Consider the following 21,218-nt stretch of genomic DNA (forward strand, 5'->3'; position numbering starts at 1 on the left):
TGTTCCTCTTTTTATACTTGTTGCTTCAAGCAAGCGAAGACCCGCTTGGCCGGCAATTCTTGAGGGGTAAAGGCATCGTTGTGCTGCTTCGCTGATAGAGTTGAGTCTTAGTGCCTGCAGGTATTTCGATGCGTGGATTGAGTGCGCGCCTCGGTGAACAGGAGCGAGAGTCAGGCATTGGTCGTAAATAACTCTTCGAAAAAGAACTTCATGGCAGCCCACGACCGCGCGTCTGCCGTGGGGTGATATGCCATTCCTTGTTCAGGCAAATTCACGCCGGGAATTGTGAACGCATGGGCAGTCGCGCCATATGCATGTATCTGCCAGTCAGCATGGGCTGTACTTAGTTCGGTCGCGAGTGAGGCAACATCGTTAGGTGGCGCCAGCGGGTCGTCCCAGCCATGCAGCACCAGAATCTTGGCTGAGATGGGCTTAGCTGTGTCGTATGGTGGTGGGTCGAACACGCCATGGAAGCTGACCACGCCAGAAACATCACATCCCGTGCGGGCCAAATCGAGCACGCATTTACCCCCCAGGCAGAAACCAATAGCGCCCGTTCGATCTGGATCGACTCTCTCCAGTCCACGTAATGTGGACAATGCGGCGATCATCCGTCGTTGCAGCATTGGACGATCGTTGTTGAGTTCGCCCATAAGCTCTGTTGCTTGCTCGAGCGTTTCACCGCGACGCCAGCGACCATAGATATCAATCGCAAACCCTACATAGCCCATGCCTGCAAGCGCGATAGCCTTGTCTGTTTCGAATTGCGATTGTCCTAGAAAACCGGGGGCTACCAGTATCCCTGGTCGTTTGCCCTGGAATGAATCATCCCATGCAACGACACCCTCGAACGGGCCGCCCGGTCCCTCATAAATCAAAGCCTCTGATCTGACTGTCATCGCTGCTCCGGTCAAGATAAACGCCTGAAATGAAAGGCGAACATCGAGGTTGTTGTCTGGCTGACATGATCATTCTCGCCGTATTCGACAAGCGTGAAGATCGTTGATTTCCGATAAATTTATATATCAGTTAATTTTACCTTGTCAATGCAGTCTTTTTTTCGGTCGTCACATACGGCGGGTGTGCATCCCCAGGACGACGATTCGCTGGTTTGATTGTAGAAAATATAATTTAATATAGTTGATAATAAATATTCCAGCGGTTAGGTTGTCGGCATGAGCGATTCCCTTTCTCCCCTTACGCCCGATCAGTCCGTCCTGTACTTGGGCGATACCGGTTGGAAGCAATGCGACAATGCCTACTTCCTGGTCAGACTGGTCTTGAGTTCACTAAGCCGGATGCTGGACCAGGAAATGGCACCACTGGGTCTGACTGCCGGCCAATGGCGCCCGATCATCATGGTTTGGAATGGGCGTGCCGATACTGCCGGTGAGTTGGCCTTGCTGAATAATGTGAATACCGGTGCCATGACGCGCACGCTCGACCGGCTTGAGGCCAAGGGATTGCTGCGTCGTATACGCAGTAATGAAGACCGCCGGATAATCAAGATCGAGCTGACCGAGGCGGGATCGGACACCGCGAAGAGAATTCCTGCAGGCATAAGGCGCGTGCTAGATCAGCACTTGCGCGGTTTCACGGCAGACGAAGAAAGCCTTTTCAAGGATTTTATGTGGCGCATGCTGGCCAACGGATCGATATGCAGCACAGAAAGCACCGTGGCAAATACCACTGCAAGCTAAAAAGTGAAATGGCGCTGTGAAGCCTGAAGGGGGCTGTTTGGTGGCGTGAATTTATGACTCAATATAATTAATCGTAGTGTAATATTGAGTTTTCACGGTCGTTAGATTGCGCTGTTGGGACGGAGCAACGATCAGCCATTCAGTGGGAGTACGTTAACTATGGCGCGGAAAACATCCGAAGAGACGAAAAGTCAGGCGACGACTGAAACCAAAAAGGTGCGGGCGGTTTCTGCAAAGACGATCACGGCAAAAACGGGTCGCGGGCGTGGTCGCCCCACAGGTACCGATACCAGTTTACTTGATAAAAAAACGATCATCGCTGTCGCTCTCCAGTTGACGAAAATGGCCCCCTTGCAAGATGTTTCTATCGTCAAGGTGGCGAAGGAGCTTGGTGTCACGCCGGCACTCATTCACTATTATTTGGGTGGGCGCGATCCGCTCACTTCTGGCGTGATGAACATGTTCTATAAAGAACTGGTGGAGTCCTGGCCGCCAGAGCAGGGCGGCTGGAGGCACAACATCGAAGTCACTGCCGAAGCCATGTATCGAGCCTACATAAGATATCCAGGCGTGGCCGCTTACGTGATTTCGCACAATCGGTACCGACTGTTCCAGGAAGTTGCTGAAGGTGAAACTGATTACGGTGTGATTGTATTCGAGAAGATGCTCTCGACTGTGCGTGGTATGGGGTTCGACGCAGCGCGAACCTCGATGTATGCGCATCTGATCGTCGATTTCATCATTGGCAACGCACACGCAACCGTACGGCATCGGTGGCCGGGGGAGCATAAGGAATTTCTTGACGCTAAACTGGCGGCCCTTGACCCGAAAGTGTTCCCGGCCGTCGACTTCGTTCGGGAAAGTTATACAACCCTCAATGCGTTAACCACATTCGCTGCCGGATTGAATTTGTTGTTCGATGCGCTCGAGCTTGCGCTTAATCGTATGAATCTCGGCAATACTTTGCCCCTGGTTGACACCCACATTACAAGTGAGGCGCCAGTCGCAATCAAGCGGCCAGCCCGTAGCCGCAAAGCCTCAGCATGAACCTGGGGCGCGCGCGTTAAAATGTCGATGGTATGTGGGGTGAAGAGATTATGAGTTCGAATCCTCCACAAGATCTGAACAGCGAAGTTTTCGAACTTGATGCTTTTCAGGGGCTGCCCGCACCGCGTCGGCAATGGGCAGCTGCCACCTTGCTCGCCGGTATCAGCCTGGCGGTGCTGGATGCGATGATCGCCAATGTTGCGCTTCCCACCATCGCTGCAGAATTGAACACCTCCAGTGCTTCCGCTGTGTGGGTAATCAACGCCTACAACCTCACGTTGGTGGTTTTGTTGTTGCCGTTCTCGGCTCTGGCTGAGCGAATTGGCTTTCGTCGCATGTTCGGTTTCGGCCTGGTGCTGTTCACGCTGGCGTCACTGGGGTGCGCGCTGGCGTACTCGCTGAACACGCTCATAGGCGCACGCATTTTTCAAGGAGTAGGCGCGTCATGCTTGATGAGCCTGGTTGGCGGTCTGACGCGCAATATCTATCCGTTGGACAAGCTTGGGCGGGGCTTGAGCTGGAATGCGCTCACGGTGGGGGTGATGTCGGTGTTGGGGCCCACCGTGGGTGCCGCTATTCTCGCGGTAGCCACGTGGCCGTGGATCTTTGCAGTGAATGTGCCGATCGGTATCGCGGCCGTGTTCGGCCTGCGGTATCTGCCTGATGTGCCTTGCAGCGACGCATCGTTTGACGGGGTTAGCGCCTTGCTCAGTATGGTAACGCTGGGTGCGTTTGTCAGTGGTGTGGGGTATCTGGGGGAGAGTTTTCTGTATGCATCCAGTCTGTTGTCGATTTCAGCCTGCGCCGGGTTGCTGCTGTACAGGCGTGTGCGTTACCAACCGGCGCCGTTGGTCCCTATCGATCTGCTGCGCATTCGTCCAGTGGCATATGCCGTAGGTGCGGCCACCTTTACGCTTACCGCGCAAATGTCGGCCTTTGTTGCCTTGCCGTTCTACTTCCAGGAAGTGCTGGGTTGTTCGTATCTGGAGGTGGGTTTGCTGATGGGGGCATGGCCATTGGGTTCTGTGTTGGTGGCGTCGATCGCGGGTCGGTTCTCCGATAGATATTCGCCAGCTCTGTTAGGTGGAGCTGGGGCGTTAGGTATGGTGGCTGGCTTGTCATGGGTGGTGGTTTTGCCGCCAGGTTCGCCCAGCTTTCTTATCGTGATCGGGATGTTGGTTGCGGGATTGAGCTTCGCCTTTTTCCAGGCTGCGAATGGTCGTGCAATTCTTTCAAACTCGCCACTTATTCGCAGCGGTGCCGCCGGTGGTTTGCAGGCCGTCACTCGAGTGTTCGGACAGAGCTTGGGCGGCGCGCTGGTGGTGATCGCCTTTAGCGTGGCCGGCACCGACGGCCCAATCACTGCCGTGGTCGTGGCCCTCGTCTGCGCCTCGCTTGCCATCGTTATCAACCTGGTGCGATTTATCAAGATCCGGCCTGCCGGCTAATAAGGATGTCTTCAAAACTCCGTAGGGATGGGGGGGAGCCATGGTTGGCTCTCTCGGCGCGCCGCTTCGAATGCTGCAATCTTGTCTTCGAAAGTCAAAGTGTTGCCGATGTCGTCCAGACCTTCGAGCAAGGCGCGCTTGCGTGCGGGGTCGGTAGAGAAGCAAAAGATGCGTCCGTCGGCGAGTTGTACCGTCTGTTTTGGTAGGTCGATCTCGAGTCGCGCCAGTTTGGGGGCGCTGACTGACTCGAGCAGGGCATCGACCTGATCGCGCGGGAGTACCACCGGCAGGATGCCGTTCTTGAAGCAGTTGTTGTAGAAAATATCGGCGAAACCCGGTGCGATGATGCAGCGAATACCGAAATCGAGCAGTGCCCAGGGCGCGTGCTCTCGACTGGAGCCGCAGCCGAAATTATCCAGCGCCACGAGGATTTCGGCTCTGTGCCAGGGGCTGCGATTCAAGACGAATGCCGGGTCCTCGCGCAGGACGGCGAACAATCCGTCGGCCAGGCCCTCTCGGCGGATTGTCTTGAGAAAACGGGCGGGCAGGATCTTGTCTGTATCGATATTGGCGAGCGGAAGCGCGGCTGCCACTCCAGTAATGTGTTGGAACGGTTTCATGAGGAAAACTCCCGTGCGTCGACGATATGGCCGGCGATTGCCGCCGCGGCCGCCATGGCGGGAGACATCAAATGTGTGCGTCCGCCAGGACCTTGTCGCCCCTCGAAATTGCGATTGGAGGTGGAGGCGCAGCGCTCGCCCGGCGCGAGTTGGTCGGGATTCATTCCCAGGCACATTGAGCATCCTGCATCTCGCCATTCGAAACCGGCGTCAATGAATAGCCGATCGAGTCCTTCCGCTTCGGCCTGTGCCTTCACCTTGCCCGAGCCCGGTACTACCAGTGCGCGCACGTGCGCAGATACCCGTCTGCCATCGACAACCGCGGCGGCGGCGCGTAAATCCTCAATGCGCCCATTTGTGCAGCTCCCGATGAATACGACGTCGATAGGCAGGCCCTTCAGGGTCAGGCCTGGCGTCAACGCCATATAGGCGAGCATTGTTTCCATTTGGCGCCGCCGGTCAGGGTCGGTGCAGTTCACCGGGTCGGGAACCTGGCCGTCGATGGTGGTGACGGCTTCCGGGCTGGTGCCCCAGGTCACCATCGGTGCAACATCGGCGGCATCAAGGGAGATGCTCTGGTCGAATGAGGCGCCGGGATCGGAGTGCAGTGTCTGCCAGTAGGTTTTGGCGGCTTCGAACGCGACGCCTTGTGGTGCTAATGGTCGATCTCGCAGCCAGGCGAAGGTTTTCTCGTCGGGAGCGATCATGCCTGCGCGAGCGCCGGCCTCGATAGACATGTTGCAGACGGTCATGCGTCCAGCCATGTCGAGCGCCTCGATCGCTTCGCCCGCATATTCGATGATATGACCCGTTGCGCCGTCGGTGCCGATCCGGCCGATGATGGCGAGGATCAGATCCTTCGCTGAGACACCGCTACGCAGATGCCCATTGATGCGGATCAGCATTGTTTTGGCTGGCTGCTGGATCAGTGTCTGGGTCGCGAGCACATGCTCGGCTTCCGATGTGCCAATGCCGAAAGCCAGCGCGCCGAAGGCGCCGTGCGTCGAGGTGTGGCTGTCGCCGCAGACGATCGTGGTTCCCGGTAGAGTTAGGCCCAGTTCTGGTCCGATGATATGGACGATGCCTTGCTGCCGACTGAGTAGTGGTACATAAGGGATATTGAAGGCGGCTACATTCCGTTCCAGCGTTTCGACCTGCAGTCGACTGTCGGGTTCGGCGATCGCCGCCACGCCCCCGGCACGGCCTTGCGTGGGGACGTTGTGGTCGGCGACTGCAATGGTTGCATCCGGCTGGCGCACGCGGCGCTCAGTCTGCCGTAGACCCTCGAATGCCTGCGGACTGGTGACCTCGTTCACCAGATGCCGGTCGATGTAGAGCAGCACCGCGCCATCACCTATCGTCGCGACGAGATGGGCATCCCAAACCTTCTGAATCAGCGTGCGGGGAGCGCTCATCAGGCTACTACCTCTTCAGCGACGCGAACCACGATGCGGCCACGCACCTGTCCTTGCAAAATGGACTTCGCAGGGGATACCACATCCGCCAGAGAAACCTCCTGCACCAGGCTGTCGGGCAGTCCATTCGGAAACAGGCTGGCCAGACGGGGCCAGACGCGGCGTCGATCCTCAATCGGGCAGCGCACGGACTCGATGCCGATAACTGCTATCCCGCGCAAGATGAACGGCAGGATGGTTGTCGGCAGGTCAGCGCCTCCCGCAAGTCCGCAAACCGCCACTGCGCCTCGGTTACATACGCCTGCCATCGCAGATGCAAGCGTGTGGCTTCCAACCGTGTCGATCACGCCGCCCCAGCGTTCGGACAGTAGCGGTTTGGACGGTGCCGCCAATACATCGCGGGCGATAATGCTCTCGGCGCCCAGTTCCTTGAGCCACGCTTCCTGCTCAGGACGTCCCGTTGAAGCCACCACGCGATAGCCAAGCTGCGCCAGCATGAGCACCGCTACGCTACCGACGCCGCCTGAGGCACCGGTGACCAGGATTTCGCGCGTCCGGTCGACGCCATGGCGTTCAAGGGCATTGACTGCGAGCCCTGCCGTAAGTCCCGCTGTGCCATAGCTCATGGCCTGTTTAGTCGTCATTCCCGCAGGTAAGGCGACAAGCCATTCGCTTTTAGCCGAGGCCTTTTCGGCAAAACCGCCCCACCATGTCTCGCCAACACCCCAGCCTGTCAGGATGACCTTGTCGCCTGGATTGAAGAGTGGCGACGCTGATTTCTCAACAGTGCCGGCGAAGTCGATTCCCGGGACCATGGGAAAACTGCGTACGACCTTGCCCGTTCCTGTGATGGCGAGCCCATCCTTGTAATTGAGGTTCGAATATTCGACTGCAATGCACACGTCACCGCTTGGCAGGTCGTCAATGGATAGCGGCTCCATCATCGCCACGGTGCCATTCTCGTCCTGGCGCAGAACCAGGGCGTTAAACGATTTTTTTGTCATGGCTATCTGTGATTTCGACTGGTTGGATTTGAACTCAGGTTTGTCGTGCGGAACCGCTGGCGGGCACATGGCCTTTCCAGATGCGACTCGAGCTTAGGTTTGATTAATTGGGGTGTCAATAAAATTGCGTGTTTCTTCATTTTCGCGATTTTCTCAACGGGCAGGCGATTGCTCATAGGCGGCTCTTGATAAGTCGCCTGAGTTAAGTATGGCCCGTATATGTTGGGTAAAGGTCGTCCGCCAAGCGGCATGCTCACGCAGGAGGTTCATGCCTGTGAATGGCATGGATAAAAATGATTGACCTATTAATTATAGTTCGGTAGGTTTGATTGTGTGTGGCGCTGAATGGCTGTCGATGCTCATCAGGATGCCCGGTTGTCAGAGGGTAACGACACCGGTAGTCGATGAGTGTGAGGTGTACACCGGTCATTTGAGTGCGACGGAAAATGCTATCTGGATGCTAATTAAGATAGATAATAAATATAATAGAACTTGATTGAGAAGGTGCAGGAATGACCGGCACGAAGAAAGATAATCCGACACTCGAGCGGCAGGTGACAGCGGGCCTTCGCGGTGCGTCCTGGAATCCGGCGTTACTGCCAAGTGATATGCGTACAGTGGTCTACCCAGGCGTGACCTTCGACGGTGCCCCGGTCATGGGGTATTTGCATACTTGTGGCGGTGAACGAACCGTCGTATACATCATGCACCCCCGTGAACTACTGGTTTCGCATTACCTTGTACCTGGTCTGGTTTCAGCAGGTTATGCGTGCTGGGTGCAGTCGCCGCGCTCGACTGGAAACGATATACGTCTGGAACACGAACTGGCGCTCCACGACGTCGCCTCGGGTATGAATAAGCTGCGCGAGTTGGGTTTCGAGAAGATCGTCATGCTCGGCAACTCTGGTGGTGCAAGTCTCTTTGCCTACTATAATCAGCAATCGCAGCTCAATGGCGACCAGCGCGTTGCCCACACGCCGGGTGGACGGCCGACCAGGCTGGCCGAAGCGTCCATGCCAATCGCGGACGGCTTTGTCTTCGTCGCGCCGCACCCGGGCCAGGGTCGACTGTTGATGAATATGATCGATCCCTCGTTGACCGACGAGAACGATCCTTTTTCGGTTGATGCCTCGCTTGATCCGTTTAGTCCTGCAAATGGCTACAGCGACGGAAAAGCCGGCGGCGCTCACTATTCCCACGATTTCGTTGAGCGATATCGCGCCGCTCAGCGTGCCCGCATCGCTCGGATCGATGCGGCGGCCATCAGCAGTATCGGCAGGCGTATGGCGCAGAAAAAAATGATCGCCGACGGCCGCGGAGGTGACGCCTTGAAAGCTGCCTTTTCTGGCGTGTTCACCGTCTGGCGCACCGATGCCGAGCTGCGCTGCTTCGATCTGTCTCTGGATCCCTCGGACCGCCGATGGGGCAGTGTGTGGGGCGCCAATCCTGCAGTGTCCAATATGGGGAGCGTTAGTTTCGCGCGGGTGTGTACGCCGGAGAGCTGGCTTTCGACATGGTCTGCATTGACTTCGAGGGCCTCATTCGAATTGTGTGGCAGCTCGATCAATCAGCCGACCTTTGTCGTGTACTACACCGGCGACAACAGTGTCTTTCCCGGCGACGCCGCGAGTATTTTTGCGAGCATTGCCACCAGTGACAAGCAGCGTGTCGATATCCGCGGAAACCATCATGGTCAGTCACTGCGTCTTGACGAGCGCAATGGTCAGGAGATTGCAGCTGAGCATTTGATTGAATGGCTCGCGCCACGCTTTCCCGCCGCTGCGGCTCAGTTGAAAAGCCCTTCCAAGAAGGAGGCATCATTATGATCGGCGTCCGTGATCCTTTGCCCGGCGTTGTCTATCCACCGCTTGACCGTCTGCGAACCTATGTCGAAAGCGGTGAGCTGTCCGAGACCAGTCTCATCGAAGCCCTGATGGCTTCGTTCGCAGACAATGCCGGTGCGCCGGCCTTATGCACTGCCGATGGCATTATCAGTTACGCCGAGTTTGATGAGCGGACTGATCGGTTTGCCGCCGCGTTGCTTGAAATGGGGCTCGTGCCGCTTGATCGGGTGCTCTTTCAGGCGGGTAACTCACCCGAGCTCATCATTGCCCTGATTTCCTGCCTCAAGGCGGGGTTGATCCCCACTTGCACGCTGGCACCCCATCGCGAGCGCGAGATTTCCTATCTCGGCCGGCATGTCGATGCGAAGGCGTTCATCGTACAGGGCGATGACGCGAAGTTCGATCTGGAGGCGTTTGCGCTGAAGATGCAGCCGGAGATTCCGACCGTTCGCCACGTCATCTCGTTCCGCGGGCGGCCGCGCGATGGTGTCGTTCGGATGGAAGACCTGATTGCTGCGACCGATGCGGCGAAGGCATATGCGACGGTCAGGGCCGTGCCGAGAGATGCTTACCAGGTTGCGGTCTTTCAGTTGTCAGGGGGTACAACCGGGGTTCCCAAGGTTATTCCCCGGATGCAGAACGACTATTTGCTCAATGCGACCCTGACCATCGAGGCCATAGGTTATCGGCATGACGATGTCATGTTTATGCCGATGCCGATGATGCACAACGCCTGCATGATTTGTTTCATCATGCCAGTCCTGTTGGTGGGTGCTGCATTCGTGATTCCTGAAGACCTGACGCCAGAGGCTTGGGCTGCAGCCTTCAAGCGCACGCCGCCCACCTATATCGGCGTGATCCGCCCGCTTTTGCCGCGACTTGAAGCTGCATTCGATCTTGAGCCCGCTGCGCTCGGGCATGTGCGCGCATTCTGGTCGGCGGATTCTGCCCGCACGTTGCGTGAGAAATATGATCGTCCAACTTACGCCCTGTTCGGAATGTCCGAAGGCATGAATATGTACTGTCGCCCCGATGACTCTGAAGAGGCGCGCGACTGGACGGTTGGACGGCCTCTTTCCAGCTTTGATGAGGTGCGGCTTGTTGTGCCGGGGACAATGGACGAGGTCGCCGATGGCGAGATCGGTGAAATGATTTGCCGTGGGCCGTATACGGTATCGGGCTACTTCAATGCTCCCGAGCGTAACCGCGACGCCTTCACGCCCGACGGCTTCTACAAGCCAGGCGATTTACTGGTTCGTCGTGTTATCGACGGCAAGCGCTACTACGCCTTTGCTGGACGGCTCAAGGATGTCGTCGATCGCGGAAGCGAAAAGATCAACTGTGAAGAAGTCGAGCTTGCAGTTTCAACTCATGTCGCTGTTGCCGGATGTGCTGTCGTGGGTATGCCTGACCCGATTCTGGGTGAGCGGGTCTGCGTTTATGTCGTGCTACGAGGTGGGCATCAGGCGCCAAGCGTCAGAGATTTCCAGGTACACATGGAGGGGTTGGGTCTGGCCAAGTTCAAATGGCCTGAGCGAGTCGTGACGATCGACGCGCTGCCGCTAACCAAGGTCGGAAAGATAGACAAGGCGGCGTTGCGAACAGACATCGCGAAGCGGCTCGAACAGCGCGACGTAGTTACTAACTAGCCAGACAGGAAGTGCCATGACCAAGCAACTGCTACTGAATGGTGTCCACCATACTGCCCGGCCTACCTGGAAGCTACGGGAGACACTCGAGTTTTATCGCGATGTTATTGGGCTGCCGCTTGTCCATTGTGTTTCGGCGCGAGGTTGGGGGCCATCGGAGCATCCCGATTTTCTGCATTTTTTCTTTGACAGTGGCAAAGGCAGCACCATTGCATTTTTCTACTATTTGGGGGACGAGCAGCCCGACCATCTCATTCACCGCCCTGAATATGACAATGATGCAATCCATACCGCCTGGCGCGTAGAGACGCGGGAAGAGCTGATGGCGTGGCGTCAATTGCTCGAGTCTCGGGGCGTGGATGTTCTGTATCAGATTGAGCACGAAGTGGTGGAGTCGATCTATTTTCGTGATCCAAACGGCTACTACCTCGAGATCGGGCGACCGGTACGGCCCTTCCAGCCGCTCGACATCTCGGACGCCGCATTGACGCTCGCCGCGGCTATCGCGGTTGAAGAGCAGTGCACGGGGCGGGGGCTGCGGATGGAGGATATCGAAAGTGTCTGGAAAGCCAAGGGCGCCATGCTCGATGCCAAAATGGAGCAAGCCGAATAATGGTCAGAATCTTCGTGCCGGACATTCCCGAATTCTTACCGCTAATCAACGGAGCGCTTACGGTTGCAAATTGCACCGTGCGTGAGCCTGTGAATGGCTATTGGCGAATTGAGTCGGATGATCAGATCCACTTCGAGCGCAGGGCCCTCGGACTAGGTCCGGCGCTCTGGAACAGTGCGCTGACGGGCGGCTTTTGCGGTCGCATCCTGGAATATGGTCGCGACACTATGCGCATCGAAAATGAGGTATCAGAGTCATGAAGATCGTGGTCTATGGAGGTGGTCCATCCGGGCTGTATTTCGCGCTTCTGGCTCGTAAAAGGCTGGGTGCGGATGTGACGGTTTATGAACAGAATCCGCGCGACGCCACCTATGGTTTCGGCATCGTGCTGGCCGACCGAGGCATGGATCGAATGAAGCAGGCGGACCTTGAATCTTATGATGAGATCATGCGGTCCTGCTTTATCTCGCGGCACCGCGTGGTGATGCATAAAGGGGAGGAGATCTTTATCGAGGGTGGCGGCTACGGCGCGGCGATTGCGCGCTTGCGGTTGCTGCAGATCCTTCAGGATTGTGCCGAGCGCGCTGGCGTCGTTGTCAATTACGGAAGCCGGATGGAGGCGAAAGACTTGCCCGAAGCCGATCTGGTCGTGGGTAGCGACGGCGTCAACTCCGCTCTTCGCAATGGCTTTTTGGAGGATTTCGGAACAACCACCTATTCGTTAACCAACAAGCTTGCCTGGTATGGCACCGAGGCAGCCTTTCCTTATCCGGTTCTCAGCTTCAAGACGACTGAGTTGGGTCATTTCTGGGCGGTGGGCTATTCCTATACGGAAAAAATGAGCACCTTTGTCGCGGAATGCGACGCCGAGACTTGGGAGAAATCCGGTCTGAGTCAAATGACCGAACAGGAAAGTGCACGGTTTACCGAGCAGATGTTCGCGAAGGAATTGAAGGGGTTGTCGCTGGTCTGCAATAAGTCAATGTGGCATAGCCTCCCGGTCACCCGAGTGCGTAACTGGTCGGTCGGCAACAAGGTGTTGATTGGGGACGCGCTGCATAGTGCGCATCCTAGCATCGGTTCCGGTACCCGTATCGCCATGGAGGATGCCATTGCTCTGGTCTCGGTCCTGGAGAGCAATACGGACGTTGCTTCGGCACTCGTAGCCTTCCGTCAAGAGCGCGAGCCTGCAAAACAGAAGCTGGTCAGTGCGGCGGAGAAAAGCTTTACCTGGTATGAGCATGTCGTGTCGAAGCTCGACCTTAGCCCGATAGCGCTTGTGTTCGACTACATGAGGCGCACCGGCCGGGTGGATGAACAGCGTTTGACCAATGAATTCCCTCATTTTATGGCTCGCTATGGTCAAGAATGGCAGGCTTCCCTGGCGGCGTCCGAGGGTGCGAGCAAGAAGGAAAGCATTGTTCATTGAGTCGTCTGAATGCCCTGCACCGTTCGTGGGTAAGTCTTGCGAAGTCTCATCCCTGGATAAAGGAAAATATGATGTTGCTGATAGTTGGCGAGGTCCGTTTGCCGGTAAACAAGGTCCAGGCAGCGAAGCCTGCGATGGAGCGCGTGATTACAGCCAGTCGGGAGGAGGCTGGGTGTCTGGACTATACGTATGCTGAGGACGTTCTTGATCCTGGGCTGATTCGGATTAAGGAAACCTGGTTGAGCAAAGCTGCATTTGACGAACATTCGGCGTCGTCCCATATGGCACAGTGGCGATCGAGTGAGGCTGCGGGCTGGATTACCCATCGAAGATTCCAGATATTCGAGGTCGACGATCCTTCGTCTGTTTGATTCCGATAGCCGTTTAATCGACGGCCGCCATAGAGTCACAAACGCGTCCAGTCTTGCCAAAGTTGCCCGGCAATCGGGCGGTCGTGCGCGTTCTTACCTGCGATGCCGTTCCAGGCATGCATGCTGTCCGCAGCTTCGGTCAAAATAATCTCCCCGTTCGTTTACCGCTATTCGCAGCGGTGGACGGGCGAGGGTCGGCTCTCGTTAATTCCTTCAGCCAACTCTAGTGGGTGATGACCTTGCATGCCCGCTATGGGGTTGAGTGGACAGCGGATGAGGTCGCATCGATTCGTTGATATTATTTGACTGGGGTATCAACAATGTTGTGTCGCGGATTATCGATAAGGGAGTGACTCCTTTATGCCTTTATTTGCGCGGTAAGGTACCGTCTTTACGAGCTGTATCCAAATTATGAGTTTGTGGTGAATCATTCTCAAATGAGCTCGTGACACACCTTGTTCAGATAATATTGACATCCCTAAAAAATAGATCTAGCTTGTCTTCTATGCAATATCATGCGCTGGTTAGCAGACGCAGATGTGCTGCTCATAATAAAAATAAGATGGAGACGAAAAGTGACTCTATTCGTGAAGTACCGTGTAGCCGTGCGTGAACCTGTTACACACCTCGAAAATGCCTGTTCCGTGACCGCGCGATCGCGCGAAAACTCCCATCCCTTTCTATTGCTCATCGCGCAGCACGCTCCAGCTGGAGTGGGGGCCCACGCGCAGCAGAGTTCCTTCATCCGCATGAAGCCCCGAGGCCGATCCCTTTCCGTTGTATGGGTGAGGGGTGCCGGTTTTTCGAGTGCCTGGTCTTTCGTATTACAAGCTCTGCGCGGGCTCGAAACGGGCCTTGTAGTTCCGGCCCGATAACCCCGAACGGTTTTTATAGCGGCGATTGACCCGTTGGGAATCCGATCGGTCCTTTGAGATAAAAAAAATAAGAAGAGGGTGGAAACGATGGCGCGAAAAACAGGTTCGGCCTACTGCGGTAGGTACGTCAAACAGACGATCTCAGTGTTGACATGCTGCGGGCTGCCGTTTGCGGCATCGGCGTTTCAGCTCAAACTTGAAGATCCCGACTGGACTGCCCGGTGGGACAACACCCTTCGTTACAACGTGGGCGTGCGGGCTCAAAAGCAGGACCAAGGGCTACTCAACAACGCGCGCTACGACGATTCTGATTCGAAGTTCGATCGAGGTGACGTGGTCACCAATCGCATCGATGTGATGAGTGAGTTCGACTTCAAGTACAAGAAGCGGTATGGCGGTCGCGTCAGCGCGGCGGGCTGGTACGACGACGCCTACAGGGATACCGACGTCAAATCCAACCCGGCGTTCGGAAATACCAGCACGGCCTATCCGGGTGCTCGATACTCCTCATACACCGAACGCTGGAATCGCGGCCCGTCCGGGGAGCTTCTCGATGCGTTTGTGTTTGGCCGTTTCGATGTCGGGAGCGTGCCAGTGGATGGGCGATTGGGGCGTCACAACCTCTACTGGGGTGAGTCGATTTTCTCGTTCGTACATGGCGTTTCGTACTCCCAGGGGCCTGTGGATCTTCGTAAGCTCGGCAGTACGCCGGGTGCAGAAGCAAAAGAACTCTACTTGCCACAGAATCAGATCTCAGGCGAAGCCCAGCTGGCTGACAATTTCAGTGTGGGTGCGCAGTACTTCTTCGAATGGGATCCGTCGAGGTTGCCTGATGGTGGAACCTATTTGGGCGCGGTCGACTTTTCCTCATTGGGCGGCAATACCTATGTGGTCAATCCCGCAGCGGCTGCGGCGATTGCGTCCGGAGCCGGGCTGCCTCCCGGCTCGATCGGTCCTGTGCCTTTTCTAGGTGTGCAAGACCGGCCCAAGAACAGTGGCGACTGGGGCGTCAAGGCATCCTGGCGTCCCGAGGTGCTGGACGGTGCGCTCGGCTTCTACTACCGCGAGTTTACCGACCGCTTCCCGCAGTACGTATTAGGTGGCTTCCAGGAGTCGGGCCTTCCAACGGATTTGCGGTTGTCTTACTTGCGAAAAACGAAGCTTGCAGGGATCAGTCTCAGTAAAGAAGTTGGCGGTCTGAGTGTGGGTGCCGAAATGGTCTATCGCATGGACACTGGCCTGCTCAACGGCGATGCAACGCTGGTTGGTGATGAGCCTCGTGGTGACACCTTTCACGCACTGGTTAACGTGCTGGGGCTGATGCCTGGCAATGCGGTTTTCGACAGCGCCAGCTACGTCGCCGAGTTGACCTACAGTCGGTTGCAAAAGGTGACGAGCCACGCAGAAAATTTCAGCGGCGTTGGCTATGGCGGGTGCCCGACCAACGACAAATGGGACGGTTGTGCAACACGTGACGCCTGGGGGTTGGCACTAGCCTTTACGCCGGTGTGGTACCAGGTTTTTCCCGGTATTGATCTCAAGGCGCCGTTGTTTTTGCAGACGGGTTTGAAGGGTAATTCACCGGTGCCTTTCGGGGGCAACCAGGGGGCAGGCTCCTACAGTATCGGCCTGACCGCAGACGTGCGCAGCAAGTACAACGTCAGTCTTCAGTACAACGGTTATCTGCTCAAGACCAAGGAAGGCGTCGTCAACGGTTTACCTGCGGTGAGTTCAGTCAATGGCGTCGGTAACACCTTCGACGACCGTGGCTGGGTTTCGCTCACCCTGAAAACCACATTCTGAGTCGCGAGGAGGTATCAACATGAAAAAGTTAATTTTACCGTTCGCCTGGCTGTTGATTGCATCTGCAGGCGTTGCCCAGGCGGCTGTGCCTGCCGACGAAGCCAAACAGCTTGGCAGCGCACTCACGCCGTGGGGAGCTGAGGTCGCAGGTAACAAGGACGGCAGCATCCCGCCCTATACCGGTGGCCTGCAAAAGTCTCCCGCGGAATTCAAGGAGGGCAGTGGGATCTATCCAGATCCGTATAAGGACGACAAACCGCTGTTCTCGATTACTTCCAAAAATATGGCGCAGTACGCCGACAAGCTGACCGAGGGTCAGAAGGCGCTGCTTACGCGTTACCCCGACTATAAGATGGACGTTTATCCGACTCGCCGGTCCGTGGCGATGCCGCAAGCGGTGCTTGACGCATCCGTCAAGAACGCCACGCGCACACAGACGACCGGTAATGGCGTCGGAATCACTGGCGCCGAAGGCGGCACACCCTTCCCGATACCCAAAACTGGCCACGAGGTGATGTGGAACCACCTGCTGGCTTACGGGGGTGATGTTGCGGAGTTCACCTCCAGCAATTTCTATGTTGACCAGTCCGGCCGCAAGACCAGTACCGGTAACTCGCAAATGCGCTACGAGTATCCTTACTATCAGCCGGAGAACCCGGAGCGAAGCACCTACTATCTCAAGCAAAACACCAGTGCGATGGAGCCTGCAGCGCTGGCAGGGCAACAGTTCGTGATTCTCGATCCGCTTGACTTCACTACCGGTGATCGCCGTGCCTGGCAATATGTGCCTGGGCAGCGTCGAGTCAAAGTGGCTCCGGAGCTGGCTTACGACACTCCGTTTCAAGCGGGTGCCGGTATGGTCACACTGGATGATGTTGGCGTGTTTTCGGGGCGTATGGACCGTTACGACTTCAAGCTGATTGGCAAGAAAGAGGTGTATATCCCCTATAACCTCTACAAGCTTTATGGGGCATTGCAGTCCAATAGTTTTGAGAAGGGGATGGAGGCTGTTGGGTCACCCAAGTTTGTGAACCCCGACTATATGCGCTGGGAATTGCACCGCGTCTGGGTGGTGGAGGCCACGTTGTTGCCAGGCAAGCGCCATCTCTATTCGAAGCGGGTTTTCTACTGGGATGAAGACAACGCAGGCGCTGGTATGTCCGATCAATACGACAACGCCGGCAAGTTGCTGCGGGTCAACCTGACCATGTCGATCCAGCTCTATGACAAAGTGATTCCGTATGCGATCCCATGGCTGGTTTATGACCTTTCCAACAACGTCTATGTCATGTGCGGCATGCCGAGCAACGGACCGATCAAGGCAGGATTGAAAGGGCCGATGGCGGCGGATACCTGGAGCAAGGGTGACTGGTCCCCTGATGCGATCGCGGCGCGAGGGGTCCGTTAACCATGTTTGGTGAATACACGATGTGCCGATCGGCGGCATGGCCGAGAAGAGCGGGAATTGTTGCCTGGCTGATGGGGAGGTTTGCAACCCTCGTATGGTGTGCTCTGTGGGCATTTGTGTTGCCGCTGAGTGCTGCGAGCGGTGGGCAGACGGTGCTTGAGCCGGTACAGGTTCCTGCAATGAGCAGTCGTCTGGCCACGACGGCTCCGATAATCGCGGTGACTGTCGCTGGAACTCGAATCGTCGGGGTCGGTGTTCGGGGCCATATCGTGTATTCGGATAATCAGGGTCTGGAGTGGACGCAGGCACAAGTGCCGGTGAGTGTGGATTTGGTCAGCGTCCAGTTTCCGACTCCGCAGATCGGTTGGGCCACGGGTCATGACGGCGTTGTGCTCAAGAGCGCTGACGCCGGGAGTACCTGGAAACGGGTACTTGATGGGCGACGCGCGGCGCAACTCATGCTCGATTATTACGCGGCGCAACCCGCTGACGACCCGCGCATGCAGGCTGCGCTCGCCGAGTCCCGGCGCTTTGTGAAGGAGCAGGGGGCCCGCCCCTTCCTGGATGTCTGGTTCAGTGATGCAAATGAAGGATTCATCGTTGGTGCATGGGGTCTGGTGCTGCACACCACAGACGCCGGAGCGACGTGGACACCTTGGATGCATCTGGTCGACAACCCTGGCACCGGGCATCTTTACGCGATTCGCTCCATAGGATCGGAGTTTTGGATCGCCGGCGATCAAGGTTTGTTGTTGAAGCTGGACTCTGCCAGTGGGCGCTTCATCAGCACTCAACCACCGGAGGGCGGTAGCCTTTTTGGCGTGATCGGTACGCCAGACTTTGTGCTGGCTTACGGTCTGCTGGGCCGGGCCATCGTGTCGCGCGATGGTGGCAAAACGTGGGATCAATCATCCGGCCTTGGTGCGTCTTCGGTGACCGGGGGGGCTGTGCTTGTCGATGGGCGGGTGGTGCTGGTTGATGGTGGTGCCGGTCTGTGGGTCAGCGACGACAACGGCCGTCATTTTTCTGCGTGGCACATAGGTGCTGCGCGACCGTATACCGGAGTTGTCGATGCTGGTGGCAAGACCTTGGTCTTGGCCGGTCTTGGCGGCGTGCGCGCGCTTAGCAGCGTTACTCCTTGAATAGGCCTTTACAGACATGACTGCCGATATAAACCTCAATGCTATGCCTGTGGTGAAACGGATTGAAGACTTTGACACTCAATCGGGAAATTGGCTTGAGCGACTGATCTTTAACAATCGCATACCGGTGCTGCTGCTTTGCCTCGTGATCTCGATCTTGCTCGGCTGGCAGGCACTGCATTTGCGCGTGAATGCCAGTTATGAACAGATGCTTCCGCAGTCGCATCCCTACATGCAGAACTACCTGGCTCACCTGCGGGATCTGAGTGCGCTGGGCAATACCGTGCGCATCTCCGTGGAGAACACCGATGGCGATATCTTTGATCCGGCCTACCTGGAAGTGTTGGCCAAGGTGACAGATAAAGCCATGGTCACCAAGGGCGTCAACCGCGGCTGGGTAAAGTCGCTTTGGTTGCCTACGGTGCGTTGGACAGACGTGATTGCGGAAGGTTATGCCGGTGGACCGGTGATGCCGGATGGTTTCGACGGCTCACCATTGATGATCGAGAAACTTCGGCTCAACGTGCAGCGTGCCAACCTCGTTGGCCAACTCGTGTCACCTGACCTTAAGTCGAGCATGATTGTGATACCGATGCTGGACTATGATCCTGACACCGGAGAGCCGCTCAACTATGAGGAATTTGGTCGGACGGGGATTCAGGCTTTGCTTGCACTTCAGACCGACAAAATCAAGATTCATGCAGTTGGCTTCTCCGTGCTGATGGTCGAACTTATCCAGGGCCTCTATAAGGTCATGGTGTTTTTCGGGGCTGCAGTGGCCATCGCCGGGGTGATCATCTATTCCTATAGTCGCTGTCTGCGCAGCACTTTCGTACTCGTCGGGGTTTCGGTGCTTGGCGTGGTCTGGCTGTTGGGATTGATTGGGTTGCTCGGGCGCGAGTTGAATCCTTATTCGATTCTGGTGCCGTTTCTGATCTTTGCCATTGGCATCAGTCATGGCGCACAGAAGATGAACGGGATCGCCCAGGACGTTGCCCGCGGTACGCACCGATACGTTGCGGCGCGTTATACGTTTCGCCGCCTGTTTCTGGCCGGCCTGACTGCGTTGTTGACCAATATCCTGGGCTTTGCAGTGCTGATGGTGGTGGATATTCCGGTCATTCGGGAGATGGCCTTTATCACCAGTATCGGCGTAACGATATTGATTTTAACCAAGTTGGTGTTGATCCCTGTTGCCTTCTCTTACATCGGTGTGAATCACCATGCAGCGATGCGCCGCCTGGCTCTGGATTCAGAGCAAGCGTCTGGACAAGGCTTGAAAGGGTTGGGGTTGGCCACCCTCACTCGCTTCACCGAGCGGCGCTGGGCTATAGCTGCCCTTGTGGTGGCAGCGGTGCTGGCCGGTTCAAGCTGGCTGATCAGTCGCGACTTGAAGGTTGGGGATCTGGATGCGGGAGCCCCCGAGTTATGGCCCGACTCGGTTTACAACCGGGATGTCGACTTTGTGAACCGAAACTTTGGTTTATCGAGCGATCAATTTGCAGTGATCGTAAAAACATCAAAGAACGGTGGCCAGGAATACGACACTCTCGCAGAGATGGATCGCCTCGGCTGGCTGTTGCAACAAGATCCGGATGTGCAAGGCGTGTCCTCGATTGCAGCGGATGTGCCGTTCGTCAACATGGGCCAGTTTGAGGCCAATCCTAAATGGCTTACCATTCCGCGAAATAGCAATGCTGGCGTGGCGGTCTTTAACATCTATACGCAACGCGGTCTTGAGCTGGTAAATGCCGATTATTCGGTTATGCCGGTTATTGCTTATCTGACGAACCATAAGGCTGAAACACTGGCCCGTATGCTGAAAATCGTCGAAGACTTCGCGCGAACACATGACTCCGACACGATACAGTTCCTGCCAATCGCAGGGACCGCCGGCGTCGAGGCCGTGACCAATACAGTGGTGCGTAAAGCGCATGGTGAAATGCTGTTATTGCTCTATAGCGCCGTTGCGTTGCTATGTTTTGTCACATTCCGCAACTGGCGAGCAGTGATCGTCGCACTCATTCCGCTGCTTATTACCGCAGTGGTTTGTGAGGCGCTGATGGTCAAGGCCGGTATCGGTTTGAAAGTGGCGACGCTACCCGTGCATGCACTCGGTGTTGGGGTTGGCGTCGACTACGCTCTCTACCTTCTTAGCGTGCAACTCGTCATGCAGCGTCAAGGTGCAACCCTGGCTCAGGCGTATGGGGCGGCTGTAGGTTTTACCGGGAGAGTGGTTGCGTTAATTGGTGTAACAATGGCCGCAGGGGTGATTACCTGGATGTGGTCTCCGATCAAGTTTCAGGCCGATATGGGGCTGTTATTGGCGTTCATGTTCGTCTGGAACATGATCGGAGCTTTAGTGCTGATTCCAGCGCTGTCATATTTTTTGTTGCGGCGCGTCCGGCCAGTAGGTCCAATCCAATTAAAGCACCCGTCGCCGCATTGGATCTGAGGTTCTGTAACGGTTTGACCATCAGGAAATGTGATTAATCAGAGTGGAGTTTCAGCCTCCTGACGCATCCGAGTCTGCGGTGGAGGAGGCTGTAACGATTTCCGAGCTCAGTACCCAGGAGCTAGTGAGACGTATCAACCTGGTAGCGGGGCGCGCCTGACGGCCTATGCAGTGCAGTACCTCCGCAGGTCCGCCCCATATACCCTTCTCATCTCATCTCAGCGCTTAGGCTGAAGGCGTCTACCCTAATATTCATCGAGCCAGCCGAGCAATCTGCTCCGCTTGCGAATCTTGTCGCGTGCCTCAACGGCATGTCGCCCCTCTATCTGGAGTCAGGTACCAATGCCAGCATCTGTGTGGCTGATTGATTCAAAACACAGCAATTTGGATAGACG

Annotated in this window: 17 protein-coding genes; 13 read left to right on the forward strand and 4 right to left on the reverse strand. The window is 56.4% G+C overall.

From position 1 onward, the window contains the following. Positions 1-170: 170 nt before the first annotated feature. On the reverse strand, positions 171-899 hold the full coding sequence (locus tag ACQKPC_RS16875) for a dienelactone hydrolase family protein (protein ID WP_427625603.1): 729 nt from the start codon (positions 897-899) through the stop codon (positions 171-173). A 276-nt stretch (positions 900-1,175) separates the two neighbouring features. On the opposite strand from ACQKPC_RS16875, the gene ACQKPC_RS16880 reads away from it, so the two are divergent. The 3 genes from ACQKPC_RS16880 to ACQKPC_RS16890 all read left to right on the forward strand — a co-directional run bounded on the left by ACQKPC_RS16880 (position 1,176) and on the right by ACQKPC_RS16890 (position 4,195). Next, the gene (locus ACQKPC_RS16880; RefSeq protein WP_427625604.1) at positions 1,176-1,700 is read left to right on the forward strand and encodes a MarR family winged helix-turn-helix transcriptional regulator; all 525 of its coding nucleotides are present in this window, start codon (positions 1,176-1,178) and stop codon (positions 1,698-1,700) included. A gap of 159 nt (positions 1,701-1,859) precedes the next feature. After that, the gene (locus tag ACQKPC_RS16885) at positions 1,860-2,747 is read left to right on the forward strand and encodes a TetR/AcrR family transcriptional regulator C-terminal domain-containing protein (protein WP_427625605.1); all 888 of its coding nucleotides are present in this window, start codon (positions 1,860-1,862) and stop codon (positions 2,745-2,747) included. A 32-nt stretch (positions 2,748-2,779) separates the two neighbouring features. After that, on the forward strand, positions 2,780-4,195 hold the full coding sequence (locus ACQKPC_RS16890) for an MFS transporter (protein ID WP_427625606.1): 1,416 nt from the start codon (positions 2,780-2,782) through the stop codon (positions 4,193-4,195). A gap of 11 nt (positions 4,196-4,206) precedes the next feature. On the opposite strand, the gene leuD is transcribed toward ACQKPC_RS16890, so the two are convergent. Genes leuD through ACQKPC_RS16905 form a run of 3 tightly spaced genes read right to left on the reverse strand, consistent with a single transcriptional unit; the run spans position 4,207 to position 7,234 of the window. Next, entirely contained in the window at positions 4,207-4,815 is a 609-nt protein-coding gene (leuD, locus tag ACQKPC_RS16895) for a 3-isopropylmalate dehydratase small subunit (RefSeq protein ID WP_427625607.1), read from the reverse strand. After that, positions 4,812-6,230: a 3-isopropylmalate dehydratase large subunit gene (gene leuC, locus ACQKPC_RS16900; RefSeq protein WP_427625608.1), complete on the reverse strand. Its 1,419-nt coding sequence runs from the start codon at positions 6,228-6,230 to the stop codon at positions 4,812-4,814. Before leuC ends, leuD begins: the two co-directional genes overlap by 4 nt. Beyond that, a complete protein-coding gene (locus ACQKPC_RS16905; protein ID WP_427625656.1) occupies positions 6,230-7,234 on the reverse strand; it encodes an MDR family oxidoreductase in 1,005 nt (334 codons plus the stop codon). The genes leuC and ACQKPC_RS16905 overlap by 1 nt, the downstream gene beginning before the upstream one ends. 512 nt (positions 7,235-7,746) lie before the next feature. Between ACQKPC_RS16905 and ACQKPC_RS16910 the strand changes: the two genes are divergently transcribed. From ACQKPC_RS16910 to ACQKPC_RS16955, 10 genes are all read left to right on the forward strand, one after another. Next, the gene (locus ACQKPC_RS16910) at positions 7,747-9,060 is read left to right on the forward strand and encodes an alpha/beta hydrolase (RefSeq protein ID WP_427625609.1); all 1,314 of its coding nucleotides are present in this window, start codon (positions 7,747-7,749) and stop codon (positions 9,058-9,060) included. Continuing rightward, the gene (locus ACQKPC_RS16915; RefSeq protein ID WP_427625610.1) at positions 9,057-10,727 is read left to right on the forward strand and encodes an AMP-binding protein; all 1,671 of its coding nucleotides are present in this window, start codon (positions 9,057-9,059) and stop codon (positions 10,725-10,727) included. Before ACQKPC_RS16910 ends, ACQKPC_RS16915 begins: the two co-directional genes overlap by 4 nt. Before the next feature lie 16 nt (positions 10,728-10,743). Further along, positions 10,744-11,340, forward strand: coding sequence for a VOC family protein (locus tag ACQKPC_RS16920; RefSeq protein ID WP_427625611.1), 597 nt, complete (start codon positions 10,744-10,746; stop codon positions 11,338-11,340). After that, positions 11,340-11,600: a hypothetical protein gene (locus ACQKPC_RS16925; RefSeq protein ID WP_427625612.1), complete on the forward strand. Its 261-nt coding sequence runs from the start codon at positions 11,340-11,342 to the stop codon at positions 11,598-11,600. The genes ACQKPC_RS16920 and ACQKPC_RS16925 overlap by 1 nt, the downstream gene beginning before the upstream one ends. Continuing rightward, complete coding sequence (locus ACQKPC_RS16930) at positions 11,597-12,769, forward strand: FAD-dependent monooxygenase (protein ID WP_427625613.1); 1,173 nt, start codon at positions 11,597-11,599, stop codon at positions 12,767-12,769. Before ACQKPC_RS16925 ends, ACQKPC_RS16930 begins: the two co-directional genes overlap by 4 nt. Continuing rightward, positions 12,766-13,140 (forward strand): putative quinol monooxygenase, encoded by a 375-nt coding sequence (locus tag ACQKPC_RS16935; protein ID WP_427625614.1) that lies wholly within the window; start codon positions 12,766-12,768, stop codon positions 13,138-13,140. Before ACQKPC_RS16930 ends, ACQKPC_RS16935 begins: the two co-directional genes overlap by 4 nt. 962 nt (positions 13,141-14,102) lie before the next feature. After that, positions 14,103-15,818, forward strand: a complete 1,716-nt coding sequence (locus ACQKPC_RS16940; RefSeq protein ID WP_427625615.1) for a DUF1302 domain-containing protein — start codon at positions 14,103-14,105, stop codon at positions 15,816-15,818. A gap of 19 nt (positions 15,819-15,837) precedes the next feature. Continuing rightward, positions 15,838-17,226: a DUF1329 domain-containing protein gene (locus ACQKPC_RS16945; protein ID WP_427625616.1), complete on the forward strand. Its 1,389-nt coding sequence runs from the start codon at positions 15,838-15,840 to the stop codon at positions 17,224-17,226. A gap of 179 nt (positions 17,227-17,405) precedes the next feature. Beyond that, the gene (locus ACQKPC_RS16950) at positions 17,406-18,368 is read left to right on the forward strand and encodes a WD40/YVTN/BNR-like repeat-containing protein (RefSeq protein WP_427625617.1); all 963 of its coding nucleotides are present in this window, start codon (positions 17,406-17,408) and stop codon (positions 18,366-18,368) included. 16 nt (positions 18,369-18,384) lie between these two features. Further along, a complete protein-coding gene (locus tag ACQKPC_RS16955; RefSeq protein WP_427625618.1) occupies positions 18,385-20,823 on the forward strand; it encodes an efflux RND transporter permease subunit in 2,439 nt (812 codons plus the stop codon). Positions 20,824-21,218: the final 395 nt, after the last annotated feature.

Origin of the sequence: Pseudomonas sp. NPDC089918 (genome assembly GCF_050280605.1) — a bacterium.
GTDB lineage: Bacteria > Pseudomonadota > Gammaproteobacteria > Pseudomonadales > Pseudomonadaceae > Aquipseudomonas.

What these genes read in the sequence shown, in the direction of transcription:
- ACQKPC_RS16930 (WP_427625613.1), top strand. Translation starts at nt 11,597, where the DNA reads ATGAAGATCGTGGTCTATGGAGGTGGTCCATCCGGGCTGTATTTCGCG.
- ACQKPC_RS16955 (WP_427625618.1), top strand. Translation starts at nt 18,385, where the DNA reads ATGACTGCCGATATAAACCTCAATGCTATGCCTGTGGTGAAACGGATT.
- ACQKPC_RS16920 (WP_427625611.1), top strand. Translation starts at nt 10,744, where the DNA reads ATGACCAAGCAACTGCTACTGAATGGTGTCCACCATACTGCCCGGCCT.
- leuD (WP_427625607.1), bottom strand. Translation starts at nt 4,815, where the DNA reads ATGAAACCGTTCCAACACATTACTGGAGTGGCAGCCGCGCTTCCGCTC.
- ACQKPC_RS16890 (WP_427625606.1), top strand. Translation starts at nt 2,780, where the DNA reads ATGTGGGGTGAAGAGATTATGAGTTCGAATCCTCCACAAGATCTGAAC.
- ACQKPC_RS16925 (WP_427625612.1), top strand. Translation starts at nt 11,340, where the DNA reads ATGGTCAGAATCTTCGTGCCGGACATTCCCGAATTCTTACCGCTAATC.
- ACQKPC_RS16945 (WP_427625616.1), top strand. Translation starts at nt 15,838, where the DNA reads ATGAAAAAGTTAATTTTACCGTTCGCCTGGCTGTTGATTGCATCTGCA.
- leuC (WP_427625608.1), bottom strand. Translation starts at nt 6,230, where the DNA reads ATGAGCGCTCCCCGCACGCTGATTCAGAAGGTTTGGGATGCCCATCTC.
- ACQKPC_RS16880 (WP_427625604.1), top strand. Translation starts at nt 1,176, where the DNA reads ATGAGCGATTCCCTTTCTCCCCTTACGCCCGATCAGTCCGTCCTGTAC.
- ACQKPC_RS16885 (WP_427625605.1), top strand. Translation starts at nt 1,860, where the DNA reads ATGGCGCGGAAAACATCCGAAGAGACGAAAAGTCAGGCGACGACTGAA.
- ACQKPC_RS16915 (WP_427625610.1), top strand. Translation starts at nt 9,057, where the DNA reads ATGATCGGCGTCCGTGATCCTTTGCCCGGCGTTGTCTATCCACCGCTT.
- ACQKPC_RS16950 (WP_427625617.1), top strand. Translation starts at nt 17,406, where the DNA reads ATGAGCAGTCGTCTGGCCACGACGGCTCCGATAATCGCGGTGACTGTC.
- ACQKPC_RS16940 (WP_427625615.1), top strand. Translation starts at nt 14,103, where the DNA reads ATGGCGCGAAAAACAGGTTCGGCCTACTGCGGTAGGTACGTCAAACAG.
- ACQKPC_RS16875 (WP_427625603.1), bottom strand. Translation starts at nt 899, where the DNA reads ATGACAGTCAGATCAGAGGCTTTGATTTATGAGGGACCGGGCGGCCCG.
- ACQKPC_RS16910 (WP_427625609.1), top strand. Translation starts at nt 7,747, where the DNA reads ATGACCGGCACGAAGAAAGATAATCCGACACTCGAGCGGCAGGTGACA.
- ACQKPC_RS16905 (WP_427625656.1), bottom strand. Translation starts at nt 7,234, where the DNA reads ATGACAAAAAAATCGTTTAACGCCCTGGTTCTGCGCCAGGACGAGAAT.